A 15,355-nucleotide genomic window follows, 5' to 3' on the forward strand; every position below is an offset into this window, starting at 1 on the left:
GGCCGCCTGCGCCTGACCTCGGGCCCTGCGCGTCGTGCGGTTCACACGGCGCGCGGTCTACGCGGTGATCTGGATCCAGCGGGCGACCGACGGGGTGCCGGCGGCGTCCGTCAGGAACAGCATGTACCAGCCCGGCGGCAGCAGGTTGGGGTTCGCGGGCAGGGTGAGCGAGACGCCGTCCGCCGTCCGTCCGGCGACGTCCAGGGCCACCGAGCGCTGCTCGACGTCCGTCACGTGGGTGACCGAACTCGGCCGGATCAGCTTGGCGGTGGCCACCGCCTCCGGGCGCGCCGTCCCGACGGCGAGGGTGCCGCCGAGCCGGGCCGCCTGCGGAACGGCGCCGACCTCCGGACGGTCGCCGTGGTACAGGTACGGCGGGGTGTAGATCTCGATGCGCTGCTCGAAGCCGCCCGGCTGGGTCTCGGCCTTGTCCGCGAAGAGCGGGTTGGAGCCCAGCACGGCGACCCGGCCGTCCGGCAGCAGCAGCGCCTCGGAGTGGTAGTTGCGGCCGACGGTCGGCTCGGCGGCGGTGGTGAAGCCGTTGGTGTCCGGGTGGTACACCTGCGCCTTGAGCAGGTCGCTGTCGCCGCGGCCGCGGTAGCCGCTGGAGCCGCCGGTGGTGAAGACGGTGTCGTCCGGCAGGATCACGCTGTTGAGGTAGCGGGTGCCGCCGGCCGGCAGGTCCGGGCCCGGGGTGAAGGCGGGAGCGGCGGAGGAGAGGTCCGCGATGTCGGTGCGGGCCGTGGACAGCGGCGACTCCCCGACACCGCCGCCGCCGAGCACCATCACCTTCTGCGCCTGCGCGGGCGGCAGCAGCACCGAGGAGGAGGTCTCGGTGAGGCCGGGGTCGCGCAGGCCGGGGACGGGCTGGAAGGCCCCGCTCGACAGGTCCCACACGCCGGGCTCGCGGCCCTTGTCGCCGGGGCCGTAGCCGCCGTTGGAGCCGGAGTAGAAGAGCTTGCCGGAGGCGGTCAGGAAGACCGCCGGGTAGGTCGGGAAGTAGTGGTCGGGGCCCTTGGACCAGGACTTGGTCCTCGGGTCGTAGATCTCGTTGTCGTTGCCGCTGAGGATCTCCCCGGTGTCGTCCAGCCCGGAGACGGTGACCACCCGGCCATCGCCCAGCCCGGTCAGCGTCGGGTACCAGCGGGCGTGGGCCATGTCGGTGACCGGCTCGTACAGCTCGGTGTCCGGGTTGAACTCGAAGGCGGAGCGGATGCCCTGGTACTCCTGCTTGTCCAGGGTCAGCTTCTCGCTCTGCCCGTACAGGTTGTGGGCGTCGGTGCCGCTCAGGCCCTTGATCCGGTACTGGGCGGGGGAGTCGGAGACGAAGTCCTGGCCCGGGCCGACCGCCTCCACGTACACGTGCTGCTCACCGGCGGTGACCACGGTCTGCTTGCCGGAGCCGGTCTTGGTCGCGGCCGGGACCGTCACGGCGGCGGTGCTGGCGTACTCGTGGCCGTTCGGGGAGACGAAGACGGTGCCCTTGGGGAAGGTCCGGTCGCGCTCCGGGCTCTCGTTGCGCACCCGCATGATGCCGGCGGCCTTCTTCACGGCGCCGGCCAGCTTCTCGTAGCGCTGGGTGCCGCCGGCCACCAGGACGCGGCCGTCCGGCAGCGAGGTGTGGCCGCCGCAGAACATGTCGGCCGGGGTGGGGACCAGCTTGTAGGTGTTCCGGGCCGGGTCCCAGAGCAGGCTCTTGAAGGTGCCCGCGTTGAACTGCTTCTCGTCGTTGCCGGAACCGGCCACGATCAGGACCTTGCCCGTGCGCAGCACGGTCGCGTGCACGGCGTTGACCCGGAACTCGGTGGGCAGCGACAGGGTCTGCCAGTGGCCGTACTGCGCCTTGTACTCGGGGCGGTTGATCACGTAGTGGTGGTACTGCTGGGAGGCGAAGCCGAGGACGGCCGGCGCGTTCATCCCGGCCACGGTCAGCGCGACGGTGCTGCCGAGGGCGAGGCGCTTGGTGCGGCCGGCCTTGTGGATCTTCACGGTGGGTGCTCCCCTCGGGAGGCGGTCGGGGGCTCTGGTCGGTGGGCGGCTCTGTTAGGTGGGTGGTGCTGTTCGGCGGGTGGTGTCGGTCGGTGGGTGGTGCTGGTCAGGCGGTGGTGCTGGTCAGTGGGAGGGTGCCGGTCAGTGGGAGGGTCTGCCGCTGTCGGCGTGGTCGGGTGAGGTTCGTCCGGGGCGGGGGGCGGGAGGTGCGGGCTGCGCCGGTCCGGCGGTCCGGGCGGCTCGGGGGTCGCGGGCGTGGCGCGGGCGGCGCTTCTCCAGGACGACCTGCGGGGCCGCCGTCGGGTCGCCGGTGACGGTGAGGGTGGCGGTCGGGCGGGTCCGGCGGCGGCGTACGGCGTCGCCGGCGCTGATCAGGACCGGCAGGAGGGTGAGCAGCAGGGCGATCCAGGCCCAGGTGCGCATCGCGACGTGGTCGTAGCCGGTGACGTAGGAGGCGGCGATCGCGCCCCCGAACACCAGAGTCCAGAACAGGTGGAAGCGAAAGGTGCCGAGCCGGTCGGTGCTGGCCGAACTGCCCTTGGGCGTCACCACGAAGCGGCTGCGGCGGCGAACCAGCGCCTGGAGCAGCGAGGCCGCGTAGACCGGACCGCAGAGCGCCGACATCACCATGCCGGCGACCCCGGAGGAGCCGGCCGGCTCGTGCGGGCTCACGTTGTGCTTGCGGTTCCAGGTGTAGAGCAGGAGCTGGAGCGCGGCGGCGTCGCTGTAGAGCATCATCCAGATCTCCGAGGAGACGTGCACGCCGGAGGCGCCGAAGCCCAGGTAGAGCACGCTGGACAGGCCGCCGAGCAGCCAGGTGAGCGCCGCCATCGGGTAGAAGCCCACCATCAGCGAGTAGTTGAGCAGCCGGCCGGGCGACAGCCGCCACAGCACCCGCCAGTACTGGGTGAACAGGGTCTCGTAGGTGCCGCGGCTCCAGCGCAGTTGCTGGGAGAAGAAGTCGGTCCAGGAGGACGGGCCTTCGCCGACCGCGAGCACGTCCGGGGTGTACACGGACTTCCAGCGTTCTCCGGTCTCCGGGTTCCGGCTCCGGTGGAACTCCAGACCGGTCGCCATGTCCTCGGTGATGGAGTCGTACAACCCGCCGATCGACTGGAGAGCGCTGATTCTGACGGCGTTGTTGGTGCCCACGAACATGGGCGCGCCGTAACGGTTTCCGGCGCGTTGGATGAGGGCGTGGAAGAGGTACTGCTGGCTCTCGGAGAATTTGGTGACGGCCGATCCCGAGCTGCGGTAGTTCCCGTACACCTGGGGGCCGACCACGAATGCCACGTCGGGGTCGCGGAAGTAGCCGAGCATCCGCTCGCAGAAGTCCGGCAGCGGAACGTGGTCGGTGTCCACGGACACCCAGAACTCGTAGTCGTCGCCGTGGGCCTGGAGCCAGGCGTTGTAGTTGCCGTGCTTGGTCCCGGCGCGGAACCGGCCCTTCGGCCGGTTCCAGTGCGGCCGGCCGGCGCGGGTGAAGTGGCGCACGCCCAGCTCGGCGCAGAGCTCCCGCATTGCAGGATCGTTTCCCTCGTCCAACAACCAGACGTCGTACGGTCCGTTGTGCCGGACGGCCCGCGCCGCCGTCAGCGTGGCCCGGACCATCTCCGGCGGCTCCTTGCCCGGCACGCAGGTGGTGAGGAAGGCGACCCGGGTGCCGGGCTCCGGCGTCACCGGGACCGGGTCGCGGGCGACCAGCGTGGCGTGGGTGTTGGAGACGACGTTGACCAGCCGGAACACCTCGACGACGGCGATGATGCCGATCATCACCTTGTCGCCGAGCAGCACCAGGGAGTTCGTCTCGTCCAGCCGCTCGGGCCAGTGCTCCGGCAGCAGCAGCCAGACCAGCAGCACCGCCTCCACCACGGGGGCGGCCATCAGCAGCAGCGCGGCACGGATCCGGTGCGGCTCGCGGCGCAGCAGGCTGCGGTACCGGACGCGGTAGGGGGCCGCGGGGGGCGGCTCGTACGGGGCGGCTGTCGGGGCGGGGCCGTACGGGGCGGGGCTGTATGCGGTGGGGTCGTGCGGTTCGTCGGGGGAGGGCGGGTGCGGTGCGACCGGTTCGGGCCAGTAGACGCCGCCGCCGAGGTCGTCGTCCTCGTCCGGGTCGTACGCCGGGCCCGCGAGACGGCTGAAGTGGCCGTAGTCGTAAGGGGCTTCGGGTATGGGAAGGGCGCGCAGGGCGGCCTCGTCCAACTCCCCGGCGCCTCGCCCGTGGGCCGTTCCGACGCCCTTGCGTCGTGAGAACGGCGGCGTGGTCATAGCTGCTCCCCCCGGAGTTCGCGCCTTGCGCGGCTCGCTCGGTTCACTCGGCTCGCTCGGCTCTTGCGTGGGTCTGCCTCGACTCGGAGCCGTCCGGGTGGAACAGGGTGGAACCGGCCGGAATCAGCTGGAAACAGCTGGGAACAGCCGGAACCGGCTGGAACGAGACCCGGCGAACTGCGGTTCTCGGGCAGTTCCCGGGCCGTCCGGCAGATTCGGCGTGTGCGACCGGTTCGGTTGTGCGTCGGTACGGCGGCCTCGAATCCGGGATCCCGATGCACTTTCCAGCTTCCCCTCCGGGTACGTCGGGATCCTTGGCCGCCTCAACTCTCCCTGAGCGCAACGGTGATCGCAACCAGTCCGGGAGATCGCCGTCGCCCAGGCATGAAGATGCCACGGTTTCCGGCCGATCCGGCGGGCGTTGGTGCTAATGCGGTGAATTCGCTCCGGCCCGGGCGGTCCATGGAACTCGGTGGTGGTGGAGGGCTGTTGCGGAGTTGCCCGTGGAGCCGTTCGCGGGGTCGCTGTCGTGTGCCGGCGGGGGCAGCGGAACGGCCGGACCGCCCCTCGGGGCGATCCGGCCGTCCGTACGGGGCCGGGCTGGTCAGGCGGGCTGGTCAGAGCGGGGGCAGCAGGGGCGCGCCGGTCGCGGCCTGGACCTCGGCGAAGTCCACGCCCGGCGCCGTCTCCACGACCCGCAGCCCCTCCGGGGTCACGTCGATCACCGCGAAGTCGGTGACGATTCGGTCCACAACTCCCCGTCCTGTCGCGGGAAGTGACAGCTCATCGACGATCTTCGGCGAGCCGTCCCGGGCGGTGTGCTCCATCACCACGATCAGCCGACGGGCCCCGTGCACCAGGTCCATCGCGCCGCCCATGCCCTTGACCATCTTGCCGGGGATCATCCAGTTGGCGAGGTCCCCGGCGGCCGACACCTGCATCGCGCCGAGCACCGAGACGTCGATCCGGCCGGCCCGGATCATGCCGAAGGAGAAGGCGGAGTCGAAGTACGAGGCGCCGGCGGCGACCGTCACCGTCTCCTTCCCGGCGTTGATCAGGTCGGCGTGCTCGGCGCCCTCCTCCGGGTACGGGCCGACGCCGAGGATGCCGTTCTCCGAGTGGAGCACCACCTCGACGCCCGGCGGGAGGTGGTTGGGGATCAGGGTCGGCAGGCCGATGCCCAGGTTCACGTACTGGCCGTCGCGCAACTCGCGGGCGGCGCGGGCAGCCAGGGCGTTGCGGGGATCGAGAGCGGTGGCGGCGGTGGTGGCGCGGACTGCGGTCTCGGTGGGCATCGGGTCAGGCCTCCTGGAGTGCGGGGCGGACGGTCCGGCGCTCGATGCGGCGGTCCTCGGGGTCGGCGGCCACCACCCGGTCGACGTACACCCCGGGCAGGTGCACCGCGTCCGGAGGGAGCTCGCCCGGTTCGACGATCCGGTCCGCCTCGACCAGGGTGATCCGGCCCGCCGCCGCGCAGAGCGGGTTGAAGTTCCGGGCGGCGGCGTGGAACACGCAGTTGCCGTGCCGGTCCGCCACCTCGGCCCGGACCAGCGCGAAGTCCGCCGTGATCGCCTCCTCCAGCAGGTAGCGACGGCCGCCGAACTCCCGGACCTCCTTCGGCGGGGAGGCCAGGGCCACCGAGCCGTCGGCCGCGTAGCGCCAGGGCAGCCCGCCCTCCTCGACCTGGGTGCCGACCCCGGCCGGGGTGAAGAACGCCGGGATGCCGGCGCCGCCCGCCCGGAGCCGCTCGGCCAGCGTGCCCTGCGGGGTCAGCTCGACCTCCAGCTCGCCGGAGAGGTACTGCCGGGCGAACTCCTTGTTCTCCCCGACGTACGAGGAGGTCATCCGGGCGATACGGCCCGCCCGCAGCAGCAGGCCCAGCCCCCAGTCGTCCACCCCGCAGTTGTTCGAGACCACCCGCAGTCCGGTGGCGCCGGAGTCCACCAGGGCGCCGATCAGCGTGCTGGGGATGCCGCAGAGGCCGAAGCCGCCGACGGCCAGCACCGCGCCGTCGGGAACGTCCCCGACGGCGTCGGCGGGGGAGTCCAGGACCTTGTCCAAGGGGTCACCTCGTGAGGGAGTGGGCGGAGGGGGTGGAAGAGGAAGGGGCGGAGCGCGGCCGGGGTGGTGCGGCGGCCGGGGAAGGTGGGACGGGCAGGTGGGACGGGCTTGTGGGAGGGGCGGCCGGCGGGCTCGGCCGCCGCGCGGAGCCCGTGGCCGTACCAGGCCGGGCTGGGGTCCTGCCTGGGCCGGACCGGGGTCGGGCACGCCGCTGGGGTTGGCTGCCGTCGGACGGGCTCCGCGCCCCTCCACCGTCACCGGGCAGGGGTGGGCACAGCCATGGCGGCCACCCCCATGGGTGGGCGCGGAGCCGTGTCGGCGGGCCACACCCGGGCGCCCGGGGGACGGCGGCGGGCCGACGGTATGTCGACCGGAGCCACATCCCGACCGGCTGATACGTCGACCGGGCACATGTCGCCGTTCCCACCGCACACCTACGGTTCCCGCATCCACCCGCCGCACTTCAGGAGTCGGTCACCATGCGCAGCTCGACAAACCCCTCCAGGACCGCCTCCGGCGTTCGCCTGGGCGACTCCCTGACCGGCGGCCCGGCCCGGAAGCTCGCCGCCCTCGCGGCCTGCGTCCTGCTGGCCTCGGGCTGCGCCAAGGCCGGCACGGCCGGGACGACCGCGGCGGACGGTGGATCGAAGGGCCCGATCAAGGTCGGCCTGGTGTACTCCAAGACCGGGCCGCTGGCCGCCTACGGCAAGCAGTACCTGGAGGGCTTCAAGGCCGGCCTGAGCTACGCGACCAAGGGCACCGGCGCGGTCGACGGGCACAAGATCGAGTTCGAGGAGCAGGACGACGCCGGCGACCCGGCCAAGGCGGTGTCCGCCGCCAAGGACCTGATCGGCAAGGGCTACAAGGTGCTGGCCGGTTCCACCGCCTCCGGTGTGGCCCTCCAGGTCGGTCCGATCGCCGCCCAGAACAAGGTGCTCTTCATCAGCGGCCCGGCCGCCGCCGACAAGGCCACCGGTCTGAACAAGTACACCTTCCGTTCCGGCCGCCAGTCCTACCAGGACATCAAGACCGCGGCCTCGTTCATCGGTGACGCCAAGGGCAAGAAGGTCACCGTGCTCGCCCAGGACAACGCCTTCGGCCAGGCCAACGTGGCCGCCGTGAAGGCGCTGCTCGGCGCCGAGGGCGCGACGGTCGACCAGGTGCTCGCCCCGCCGAGCGCCACCGACCTCACCCCCTTCGCCACCCAGGCCAAGACCGCCAAGCCCGACCTGCTGTTCGTCGCCTGGGCCGGCGACACCGCCTCGGCCCTGTGGACGGCGCTCAACCAGCAGGACGTGTTCGCCGACACCAAGGTCGTGACCGGCCTCGACCTGGCCGCCTCCTACCCGCTGTTCGGCCCGGCCGCCGAGAAGATCTCCTTCCTGAACCACTACTTCGACGGCGCCGCCGGCACCCCGGTGGAGAAGGCCATGACCGATGCCGTCACCGCCGCCGGAGGGAAGACGGACATCTTCACCCCGGACGGCTTCACCGCCGCCCAGATGATCGTGCACGCCGTCGAGTCCAACCACGGCTCCGCCGACGACACCTCGGCCCTGGTCAAGGCCCTGGAGGGCTGGAGCTTCGACGGCGTGAAGGGGAAGACCACGGTCCGCGCCGAGGACCACGCCCTGCTCCAGCCGATGTTCCAGGTGCGGCTGACCGGCAGCGGTGCCGCCGCCAAGCCCTCGGTGGAGAAGACCCTGACCGCGGACGAGGCGGCACCCCCGGTCACCCCGATGGCGGGCTGATCCCGATGCCCGCCCGCACCACGTCGACTCCTTCCGCCTCCTCGGCTGCCTCCGCCGCGTCCACCTCGTCCGCGGGGTCCTCCGCGTCCTCCTCTCCGGTGCTGCGTCTGGACGGGCTCGGCTGGGCCGTCCGCGGCGTGCCGATCGTCGAGGACGTCTCCTTCTCGGTCGGCGAAGGCGAGTTCATCGCCTTCATCGGGCCCAACGGCGCCGGCAAGACCTCCCTCTTCAATCTGATCTCGGGCATCTACCCGGCGACCCACGGCAGCCTTCACCTCGACGGCGCGGACATCACCGCCGAGACGGTGCACGCCAGGGCCCGCCGCGGGCTCGGCCGCACCTTCCAGACCTCCTCGCTCTGGCCGGGGATGACCGTCGCCGACCACGTCCGCCTGGCCGCTCAGGCGGCGGCCGGACCGGGTGCCTCGTACCGGCTCTGGCGCCGCGCCGACCGCTACGAGCAGCAGCTGGCCGACACCCTGGAACGCACCGATCTCACCCACCGCGCGGACACCCTGGCCAGTGCGCTCTCGCACGGGGAGAAGCGCAAGCTGGAGCTGGCCGTCCTGCTGGTCTCGGAGCCCCGGCTGATCCTGCTGGACGAGCCGATGGCCGGAGTCAGCGCGGAGGAGGTGCCCGCCCTCACCGAGCTGATCCGTTCCGTGCACCGTGACCTGGGCCGGACCGTCCTGATGGTCGAGCACCACATGGACGTCCTGCTCGGCCTCGCCGACCGGCTCGCGGTGATGCACCACGGCACGCTGCTCGCCCTGGACACCCCCGAGGCCGTGATGGCCGACCCGACCGTGCAACAGGCCTACCTGGGTGAGGCGTTGTGACCTCCTCTCCGTTCTCCGCTCAGCGCCCCGCTCCTTCGGCGCACTCCGCCTCCTCTCCGTCGTCCGCGTCCTCGCCGTCGTCCGCTGCCGAACCCCTCCTCTCCGTCCGCGATCTGCGGGTGGTCATCGACGGGCTGCACATCCTGCACGGCGTCGACTTCGACGTGGCCCCCGTCGGGGTGACCGCGCTCCTCGGCCGCAACGGCGCCGGGAAGACCACCACCGTCAAGGCCGTCATGGGCCTGGTGCCGCGCACCGGAAGCATCCGGCTCTCCGGCTCCGAACTCTCCTCCCTTCCCACGCATCTGGTCGTTCGTCATGGCATCGGCTACGCGCCCGAGGACCGGGGGATCTTCGCCGGCCTCACGGTCGCCGAGAACCTCCGCCTCGCCGAGCGCGCTGCCGGGAGCGGGAGCGGGAGTGGCGGCGAGGCCGGTGAGCCCAACTACGCACTCGTCCACGAGCTCTTTCCCGAACTCAAGCAGCGGGCCGGGCAATTGGCCGGGACGCTCTCCGGCGGCCAGCAGCAGATGGTGGCGATCGGCCGGACGCTGCTCAACCGCAACCGGTTGATCATCGCCGACGAGCCCACCAAGGGCCTGGCCCCGAAGATCGTCGCCGAGGTGGCCGAGGTGCTGGCGCGTGCGGCCGAGGCCGTGCCCGTCCTCCTGGTCGAGCAGAACCTCGCCCTCGTCCGCCGGCTGGCCGGAACCTGCGCCGTCCTGGCCGACGGCCGTACCGCCCACCGCGGAGACACCGCCGAGCTGTTGGCCGACGAGGAGGCCGCCCGCCGCCTGCTCGGCGTCGGCTCCCGTCACCCGCTCGCCGGCGGGCCCCGGCCCGCCGCCGCCCCGGCCTCCCCGGCCGCCCCTGTCGTCACCGCCGAGGTGAAGCCCTGATGGACACTGTCGTCCTCCTTTTCTGTACCGGACTCGGTCTCGGTGCGCTGTACTTCCTGGTCGCCTCCGGTCTGTCGCTGATCTTCGGTCTGATGGACGTGCTCAACTTCGCGCACGGCGCCCTGCTCTCGATCGGCGCCTACGCCACCTGGTGGGCCGGTGCCGAGGCCGGTCTCTCCTTCTGGCTCGCGGTGCCGTTCGGCACCCTGGTCGGAACGGCCGCCGCCGTCCTGCTGGAGCTCTTCCTGATCCGGCCGCTCTACAGCCGACCGCGCGACCAGATCCTTGCCACCGTCGGGGTCGGGCTCGCCGTACCCGCCCTGCTGATGGGGATCTGGGGCGCGGACTCCCGCCCCTTCCCGCAGCCGGAGCTGCTGTCCGGCACCTGGCACGTGCTCGGGGCGACCGTCCCGGTCAACCGCTTCGTGCTGGTGGCCGCCGCCGCCCTGCTGCTGCTCGCTCTTCGGTTGTTTCTCGCCCGCACCCGCTACGGGCTGATCGTCCGGGCCGGCGTCGAGGACCGGGCGATGGTCACGGCGCTCGGCATCGACGTCCGGAAGGCGTTCACCCTCGTCTTCGCCCTCGGCGGGGCGGCCGCCGCACTCGGTGGCGCCCTCGGCGGCCTCTACTTCGGTTCGGTCAATCCCGGCCAGGGGACCGGCCTGCTCATCTTCGCCTTCGTCGTCGTGGTGATGGGCGGCATGGGCTCCGTGACCGGAGCCGCCGTCGCCTCGGTGGGCGTCGGCCTCGTCCAGCAGTTCGCCAACTACTACACCGGCGCCGGGCTCGGCGACCTCTCGGTCGTCGTCCTGCTCGCCGTGCTGCTTCTCGTCCGACCCCGTGGACTCACCGGGAGGCTCGCGTGAGCGCCGAAACACCGATCACGAGCACCGGTGGCCCCGCGGCCGGCCGCAGCGCCGCCGCTCCGGCAGGGGGGACTGACACCAGCCCTGCCGTGACCACCATGTCAGCAGAGGGGACTGACACCAGCTCCACCGACACCGCCACTGTGGCAAGGGGGACTGACACCGGCCTTGCCGAGACCCATTGTGAACACAGGGCCGAGTCCGGCGCCATCCCTCGAACGGGTGATCCAGTCACTAATCGCTGGACTGGCGCGCACAGAGCGCTACGCTGGTGGCCGATCGCTCTGCTGATCACGCTCCTTGTCGCCCCATACAGTGCGCTTCCCGTCCCGGGACTGCTCGACGGCCCGCTCGGCAGCCCCGGAAGCCTCCAACTGCTCGCCCTGTGCCTCCTCTACGGCGGGCTCGCCACCGGTTACGACCTCCTGCTCGGTCGGACCGGACTGCTCTCCTTCGGCCACGCGCTCTACTTCGCGACCGGCCTCTACGCCACCGACCTCGGCATGCTGGAGCTGCGACTGCCGTTCGCCGCCGCCGCGGTGTTCGGCGTCTCCTGCTCCGTCCTGCTGGCCCTGCTGCTCGGCTCGGTCAGCCTGCGCGTCACCGGCATCGGCTTCTCCATGGTCACCCTCGCCTTCGCCCAGGCCGGCTCGATCCTCGTCCAGCGCAACCCCGGTGGCGCCACCGGTGGCGAGGAGGGCCGGTCCGCCCCGGCCGACCTGCTGCCCTCCGGCCTGCTCGGGATCGAGAACACCGCCAACCTCTACTGGATCGCCGTCGGCTACCTGGTGCTGACGGTCGCCGCGGTCCACTGGGCCGTCAAGTCCCCGATCGGCCGGGTCTGGGAGGGCATCAAGGAGAACGAGCGCCGGGTCGAGGTGCTCGGACTGCGGCCGTACGGCTACAAGTTGGTCGCCTTCGTGCTGGCCGGCGGACTCGCCGGGCTGGGCGGGGTGGTCTACCTGCTGCTGACCGGTGGCGCCACCCCGCAGGCCGCCACCTCGGACGCCACGCTCGCGCTCCTGGTCATGGTCGTCCTCGGCGGCTCCGGCACCCGCTGGGGGCCGCTGCTCGGCGGTGTCCTCTACACCTGGGCGAGCCACCGGCTCGGCGACCTCGCCAACTCGTCGGCCGTCGCCGACCTTCCGGCGGTGCTGCGCGTGCCGCTCTCCCAACCCCTGTTCCTGCTGGGCGCCCTGTTCGTCGCCGTGGTCTACCTGCTGCCCGGCGGCCTGGCTAGACTGCCTGCCCGCATCCGATCCGCCCGCACCGGCCGTTCCGCCCCGGCGCCGGCCGGCCCCGGAACCGCCCACCCCACCGGAGGTACCCCCGCGTGAGCCAGTCGCCGCTGAAGCCCGAGGAGTTGACCGTCCCCGTGCCCGGTGGGGACCTGGCCGTCCTGCGCTGGCCCGCCGAGGACCCGCAGGCCCCGACGGTCGTGGCGGTGCACGGCATCACCGCCAACGGCCTCGCCTGGTACGAGGTCGCCCGCCGGCTCGCCGGCCGGGTCACCCTGCTCGCGCCCGACCTGCGGGGCCGCGGCGCCAGCCGCTCGGTCACCGGACCGTACGGCCTGGCCCGGCACGCCGACGACGTGGCCGCGCTGATCGGCGCGCTCGGCTCGGGGCCCGTCACGGTGGTCGGCCACTCGATGGGGGCCTGGGTCACCGCCCTGGCCGCCGTCCGGCACCCCGACCTCGTCCGCCGCGTCCTGCTGGTCGACGGGGCGGTGACCTTCCCGCTGCCGCAGGGCGTCCGCGAGGAGGACGCCCTGGCCGCGGTGCTCGGCCCCGCGCTGGCCCGGCTGTCCACGACCTTCCCGGACCGGGAGGCCTACCGGGAGTTCTGGCGCGGGCACCCCGCCTTCGCCGGCGAGTGGACCGAGGGGATCGACGCCTACACCCAGCGCGACCTGGTCGGCGCTGAGCCCGAACTGCGCTCCTCCTGCGTGCTGGAGGCCGTGCAGGCCGACGGCGCCCAGGTCCTGCTGGACGAGGACGCGGCCGCCGCCGTGCACCGGCTGCCCTGCCCGGCCGACCTGATCTGGGCCGAGCGCGGCCTGTTCGACGAGCCGCAGGGCCTCTACGACCACGAGCGGATCGGGCTGGCCGGACTGGACTCGGAGCGGGTTCCGGCCTCGCCGGTGCCGGACACCAACCACTACTCGATCCTCTGGGGCGAGGCCGGGGCGGACCGCATCGTCCGCATCCTGCTCGCGGACGCCCTCACCGCCGGGTAGCCGGTCCGCCCCGGAACACCGACCGGGAACCGAGCAGGACGCAGACCGGAACGCCGACGGCCGGCGGGGGCCTGCACCCCCGCCGGCCGCCGCCGGTGCCCCGTCCCGCCGTTCCCCGGCGGGTCAGCCCGCCGTGCCGAGGAAGCTCTCCCAGCCGCCCGCCGGCGCCTGGCCGACGTTGAGCGAGCGCAGTTTGCGCAGGGTGGACTGGTCCTGCACCTCCAGCCACTCGACGAGCTGCTTGAAGGAGACCAGCCGGACGTCGGGCTTGCCCGCGATGGTCTTGAGGGTCTCCTCGACGGCGTCCATGTAGATGCCGCCGTTCCACTGCTCGAAGTGGTTGCCGACGAAGAACGGCGCGCGGTTGCCGTTGTACGCGCGCTCGAAGCCCGCCAGGTAGGAGTTGGTGGCCTGGGTGCGCCAGTCGCCGTACTTGGCCGGGTCGCCCTTGGTGCTGCCGGCGGACTGGTTGGCCAGGATGTTGTAGTCCATCGACAGGACCTGGAAGGTGTGCCCGGGGAACGGAATGGACTGCAGCGGGAAGTCCCAGACCTTTCCGTCCTGCACCTTCTGCGGCCATATCTGCAGGCCGCCCGAGGAACTGGCGTCGTACTTCCAGCCCAGCTTGGCGATGGTCGGCAGCAGCGCCTTCTGGCCCTCCAGGCACGGGGTGCGGCCGCCGATCAGCTCCTTCTTGTAGTCGAAGGGGAGCGGATCGACATCGGTGAAACCGGTGTTGGTCCGCCACTGGGTGACGAAGCCGATCGCCTGGTCGATCTCGCTCTGCCAGTCCTCCGGGGTCCACACGTTGACCCCGTTCTTGTCCGGACGGCTGGAGCAGAAGTGCCCGTTGAAGTGGGTGCCGATCTCGTGCCCGGCCAGCCAGGCCTGGCTGACGAGCTTGAGCGTGCTCTTCACCGCGCCGTCCGACAGGTACGGGATGTCGGAGGCGCCGACCGAGTGCTTCGGCGGGTGGTAGAGGTCCGCCTTGCCCTTGGGCAGGGCGTAGATGCCCGAGAGGAAGAAGGTCATCGTGGCCTTGTGCTGCTCCGCCAGCTTCAGGAAGCGGGGGAACTGGCCGTCCTCGGTGCCGCCGGCGCCGTCCCAGGAGAAGACCACGAACTGGGGCGGCCGCTCACCCGGCTTGAGCTTCTCGGGCTTGGGCTGGTTCGGCTGCGGGCCGGTGTCCGCGTTGGAACCGTCGCCGATCGGGGTGCCCTTGGGCACTACCGCCTGGGTGGGGTCGCCGCTGCCGCCCTGGGTGGTGCTCGCGCCGCCGGGGCCGGGGGAGGGGGAGCCCTGGCCCGAGCCGGACCCGCCGCTGGAGCAGGCCGCGACCGCGCCGAGGGCCGCGGTCGCGGCGGTTGCGCTGAGCACCGTCCTGCGCGAGATGCTGGTCATGGTCTCCCCTGGGTGCCGATACCGGTGGTGAGGGCGGCCCGCGGCCGCACCGGTCAAATCGGGCAATTGATGAATATTCCGCCGTTAGCATGTCATGTCGCCGCAGCGGTCACCAAGGTCGCCGAGCGCTGACGACTCTCAACACGCCGGGCGCGTACGGCTGGGCTGCGGGGATGCCTCGACTGTTGCCGTCCTGTGACGCTTCCCGCCCCGTGCGGTCCGGTCAGTACGCTACCGCCGGTCGGTCCGCTCCCCGCCGGAGTTCGTCAGCGTTCGGCCCGGTTGGTCGCCCTTTTGGGAAAACTTTTGCCCCTTGCTGGGCCGGGCGGCCCGAAGCCCGCTATGGGGCCGCTCCGGGCGGGCCGGGAGCGAGGGGAAAGAGGGAGAGAAGGGGGAGGGGCGGTCGGGCGGGCCGTCAGAGCGCGGCGAGTCGCCGGGTGCGGCGCACCATGCGCGCGATCGCGGTGCTGATGGCGGTGGCCGCCGCGCAGGAGACCACGAGGCTCAGCCAGGCGGTGTTGAACCAGTGGCTGTTCAGCCAGCCCAGCGTCACGATGTAGGCGGCCCAGACCAGCGCCGCCAGTGCCGACCAGTGCAGGAACCGGTGCGGATGGGCGGGGGAGTGGCCGATGGCCAGGTCGAGGACGGTCCGGCCGGCCGGGACGAACCGCGCGACCACGACCATCGCGGCGGCCGCTCCGTGGGGGCGTTCGATCAGGGCCTCCTGGACCCGGGTCACGCTGGCCGCCAGTTTCGGGCGCCGGGCGAGCCGGCGGTGCAGCACCGGGGCACCGCGCCGGGCCAGGTTCAGCAGCAGGAGGTCGCCCAGGAAGGAGGCCACCGCCACGCCCAGTCCGAGCATCAGGGGCGCGCCGTTGATCTGCGAGGTCTTGAGCACGGCCAGGATGACCAGCGTCCCGCTGGGGATGAACGGCAGGAGGGCGTCCCCGAGCACGGCGACGAGCGCCAGCGCGCAGATCCACGAGGATCCGATCGCGGCCACGAAGTTCAAGACCCTTTACTCCCTCCGTGCCTCCCGGGG

The 15,355-nt window shown here is 72.2% G+C and carries 12 protein-coding genes; 6 read left to right on the top strand and 6 right to left on the bottom strand.

The window, feature by feature from the left end; translation table 11 throughout:
- Positions 1 to 57 precede the first annotated feature (57 nt).
- From AMK13_RS31410 to AMK13_RS31425, 4 genes are all read right to left on the bottom strand, one after another.
- Positions 58 to 1,989 carry a kelch motif-containing protein gene (locus tag AMK13_RS31410; RefSeq protein WP_074005088.1) on the bottom strand — a complete coding sequence of 644 codons (1,932 nt, stop codon included), beginning with the start codon at positions 1,987 to 1,989 and terminating at the stop codon, positions 58 to 60.
- A 141-nt stretch (positions 1,990 to 2,130) separates the two neighbouring features.
- A complete protein-coding gene (locus AMK13_RS31415) occupies positions 2,131 to 4,257 on the bottom strand; it encodes a glycosyltransferase family 2 protein (protein WP_107418905.1) in 2,127 nt (708 codons plus the stop codon).
- Positions 4,258 to 4,874: 617 nt separating this feature from the next.
- On the bottom strand, positions 4,875 to 5,552 hold the full coding sequence (locus AMK13_RS31420) for a 3-oxoacid CoA-transferase subunit B (protein WP_074005089.1): 678 nt from the start codon (positions 5,550 to 5,552) through the stop codon (positions 4,875 to 4,877).
- A 4-nt stretch (positions 5,553 to 5,556) separates the two neighbouring features.
- Positions 5,557 to 6,318, bottom strand: coding sequence for a CoA transferase subunit A (locus AMK13_RS31425; protein WP_074005090.1), 762 nt, complete (start codon positions 6,316 to 6,318; stop codon positions 5,557 to 5,559).
- A 479-nt stretch (positions 6,319 to 6,797) separates the two neighbouring features.
- Between AMK13_RS31425 and AMK13_RS31430 the strand changes: the two genes are divergently transcribed.
- The 6 genes from AMK13_RS31430 (at position 6,798) to AMK13_RS31455 (ending at position 12,912) form a co-directional block, all read left to right on the top strand.
- Positions 6,798 to 8,069, top strand: coding sequence for a substrate-binding domain-containing protein (locus tag AMK13_RS31430; RefSeq protein WP_079272659.1), 1,272 nt, complete (start codon positions 6,798 to 6,800; stop codon positions 8,067 to 8,069).
- 98 nt (positions 8,070 to 8,167) lie between these two features.
- Positions 8,168 to 8,908, top strand: a complete 741-nt coding sequence (locus AMK13_RS31435; RefSeq protein WP_074005091.1) for an ABC transporter ATP-binding protein — start codon at positions 8,168 to 8,170, stop codon at positions 8,906 to 8,908.
- Between the two features lie 119 nt (positions 8,909 to 9,027).
- Entirely contained in the window at positions 9,028 to 9,807 is a 780-nt protein-coding gene (locus AMK13_RS31440) for an ABC transporter ATP-binding protein (protein ID WP_241853109.1), read from the top strand.
- Entirely contained in the window at positions 9,807 to 10,673 is an 867-nt protein-coding gene (locus AMK13_RS31445; RefSeq protein ID WP_074005092.1) for a branched-chain amino acid ABC transporter permease, read from the top strand. Before AMK13_RS31440 ends, AMK13_RS31445 begins: the two co-directional genes overlap by 1 nt.
- A 98-nt stretch (positions 10,674 to 10,771) precedes the next feature.
- Complete coding sequence (locus AMK13_RS31450) at positions 10,772 to 12,010, top strand: branched-chain amino acid ABC transporter permease (RefSeq protein WP_079272676.1); 1,239 nt, start codon at positions 10,772 to 10,774, stop codon at positions 12,008 to 12,010.
- Entirely contained in the window at positions 12,007 to 12,912 is a 906-nt protein-coding gene (locus AMK13_RS31455) for an alpha/beta fold hydrolase (protein WP_074005093.1), read from the top strand. The genes AMK13_RS31450 and AMK13_RS31455 overlap by 4 nt, the downstream gene beginning before the upstream one ends.
- A 123-nt stretch (positions 12,913 to 13,035) precedes the next feature.
- Here AMK13_RS31455 and AMK13_RS31460 read toward each other — a convergent pair whose 3' ends face one another.
- Both AMK13_RS31460 and AMK13_RS31465 read right to left on the bottom strand, forming a co-directional pair.
- Complete coding sequence (locus AMK13_RS31460) at positions 13,036 to 14,313, bottom strand: lipoprotein (RefSeq protein ID WP_049649680.1); 1,278 nt, start codon at positions 14,311 to 14,313, stop codon at positions 13,036 to 13,038.
- 415 nt (positions 14,314 to 14,728) lie between these two features.
- On the bottom strand, positions 14,729 to 15,316 hold the full coding sequence (locus AMK13_RS31465; RefSeq protein WP_234348218.1) for a DedA family protein: 588 nt from the start codon (positions 15,314 to 15,316) through the stop codon (positions 14,729 to 14,731).
- Positions 15,317 to 15,355 lie beyond the last annotated feature (39 nt).

It is taken from the genome of Streptomyces sp. CB02056, from assembly GCF_001905545.1.
Classification (GTDB): Bacteria; Actinomycetota; Actinomycetes; order Streptomycetales; family Streptomycetaceae; genus Kitasatospora.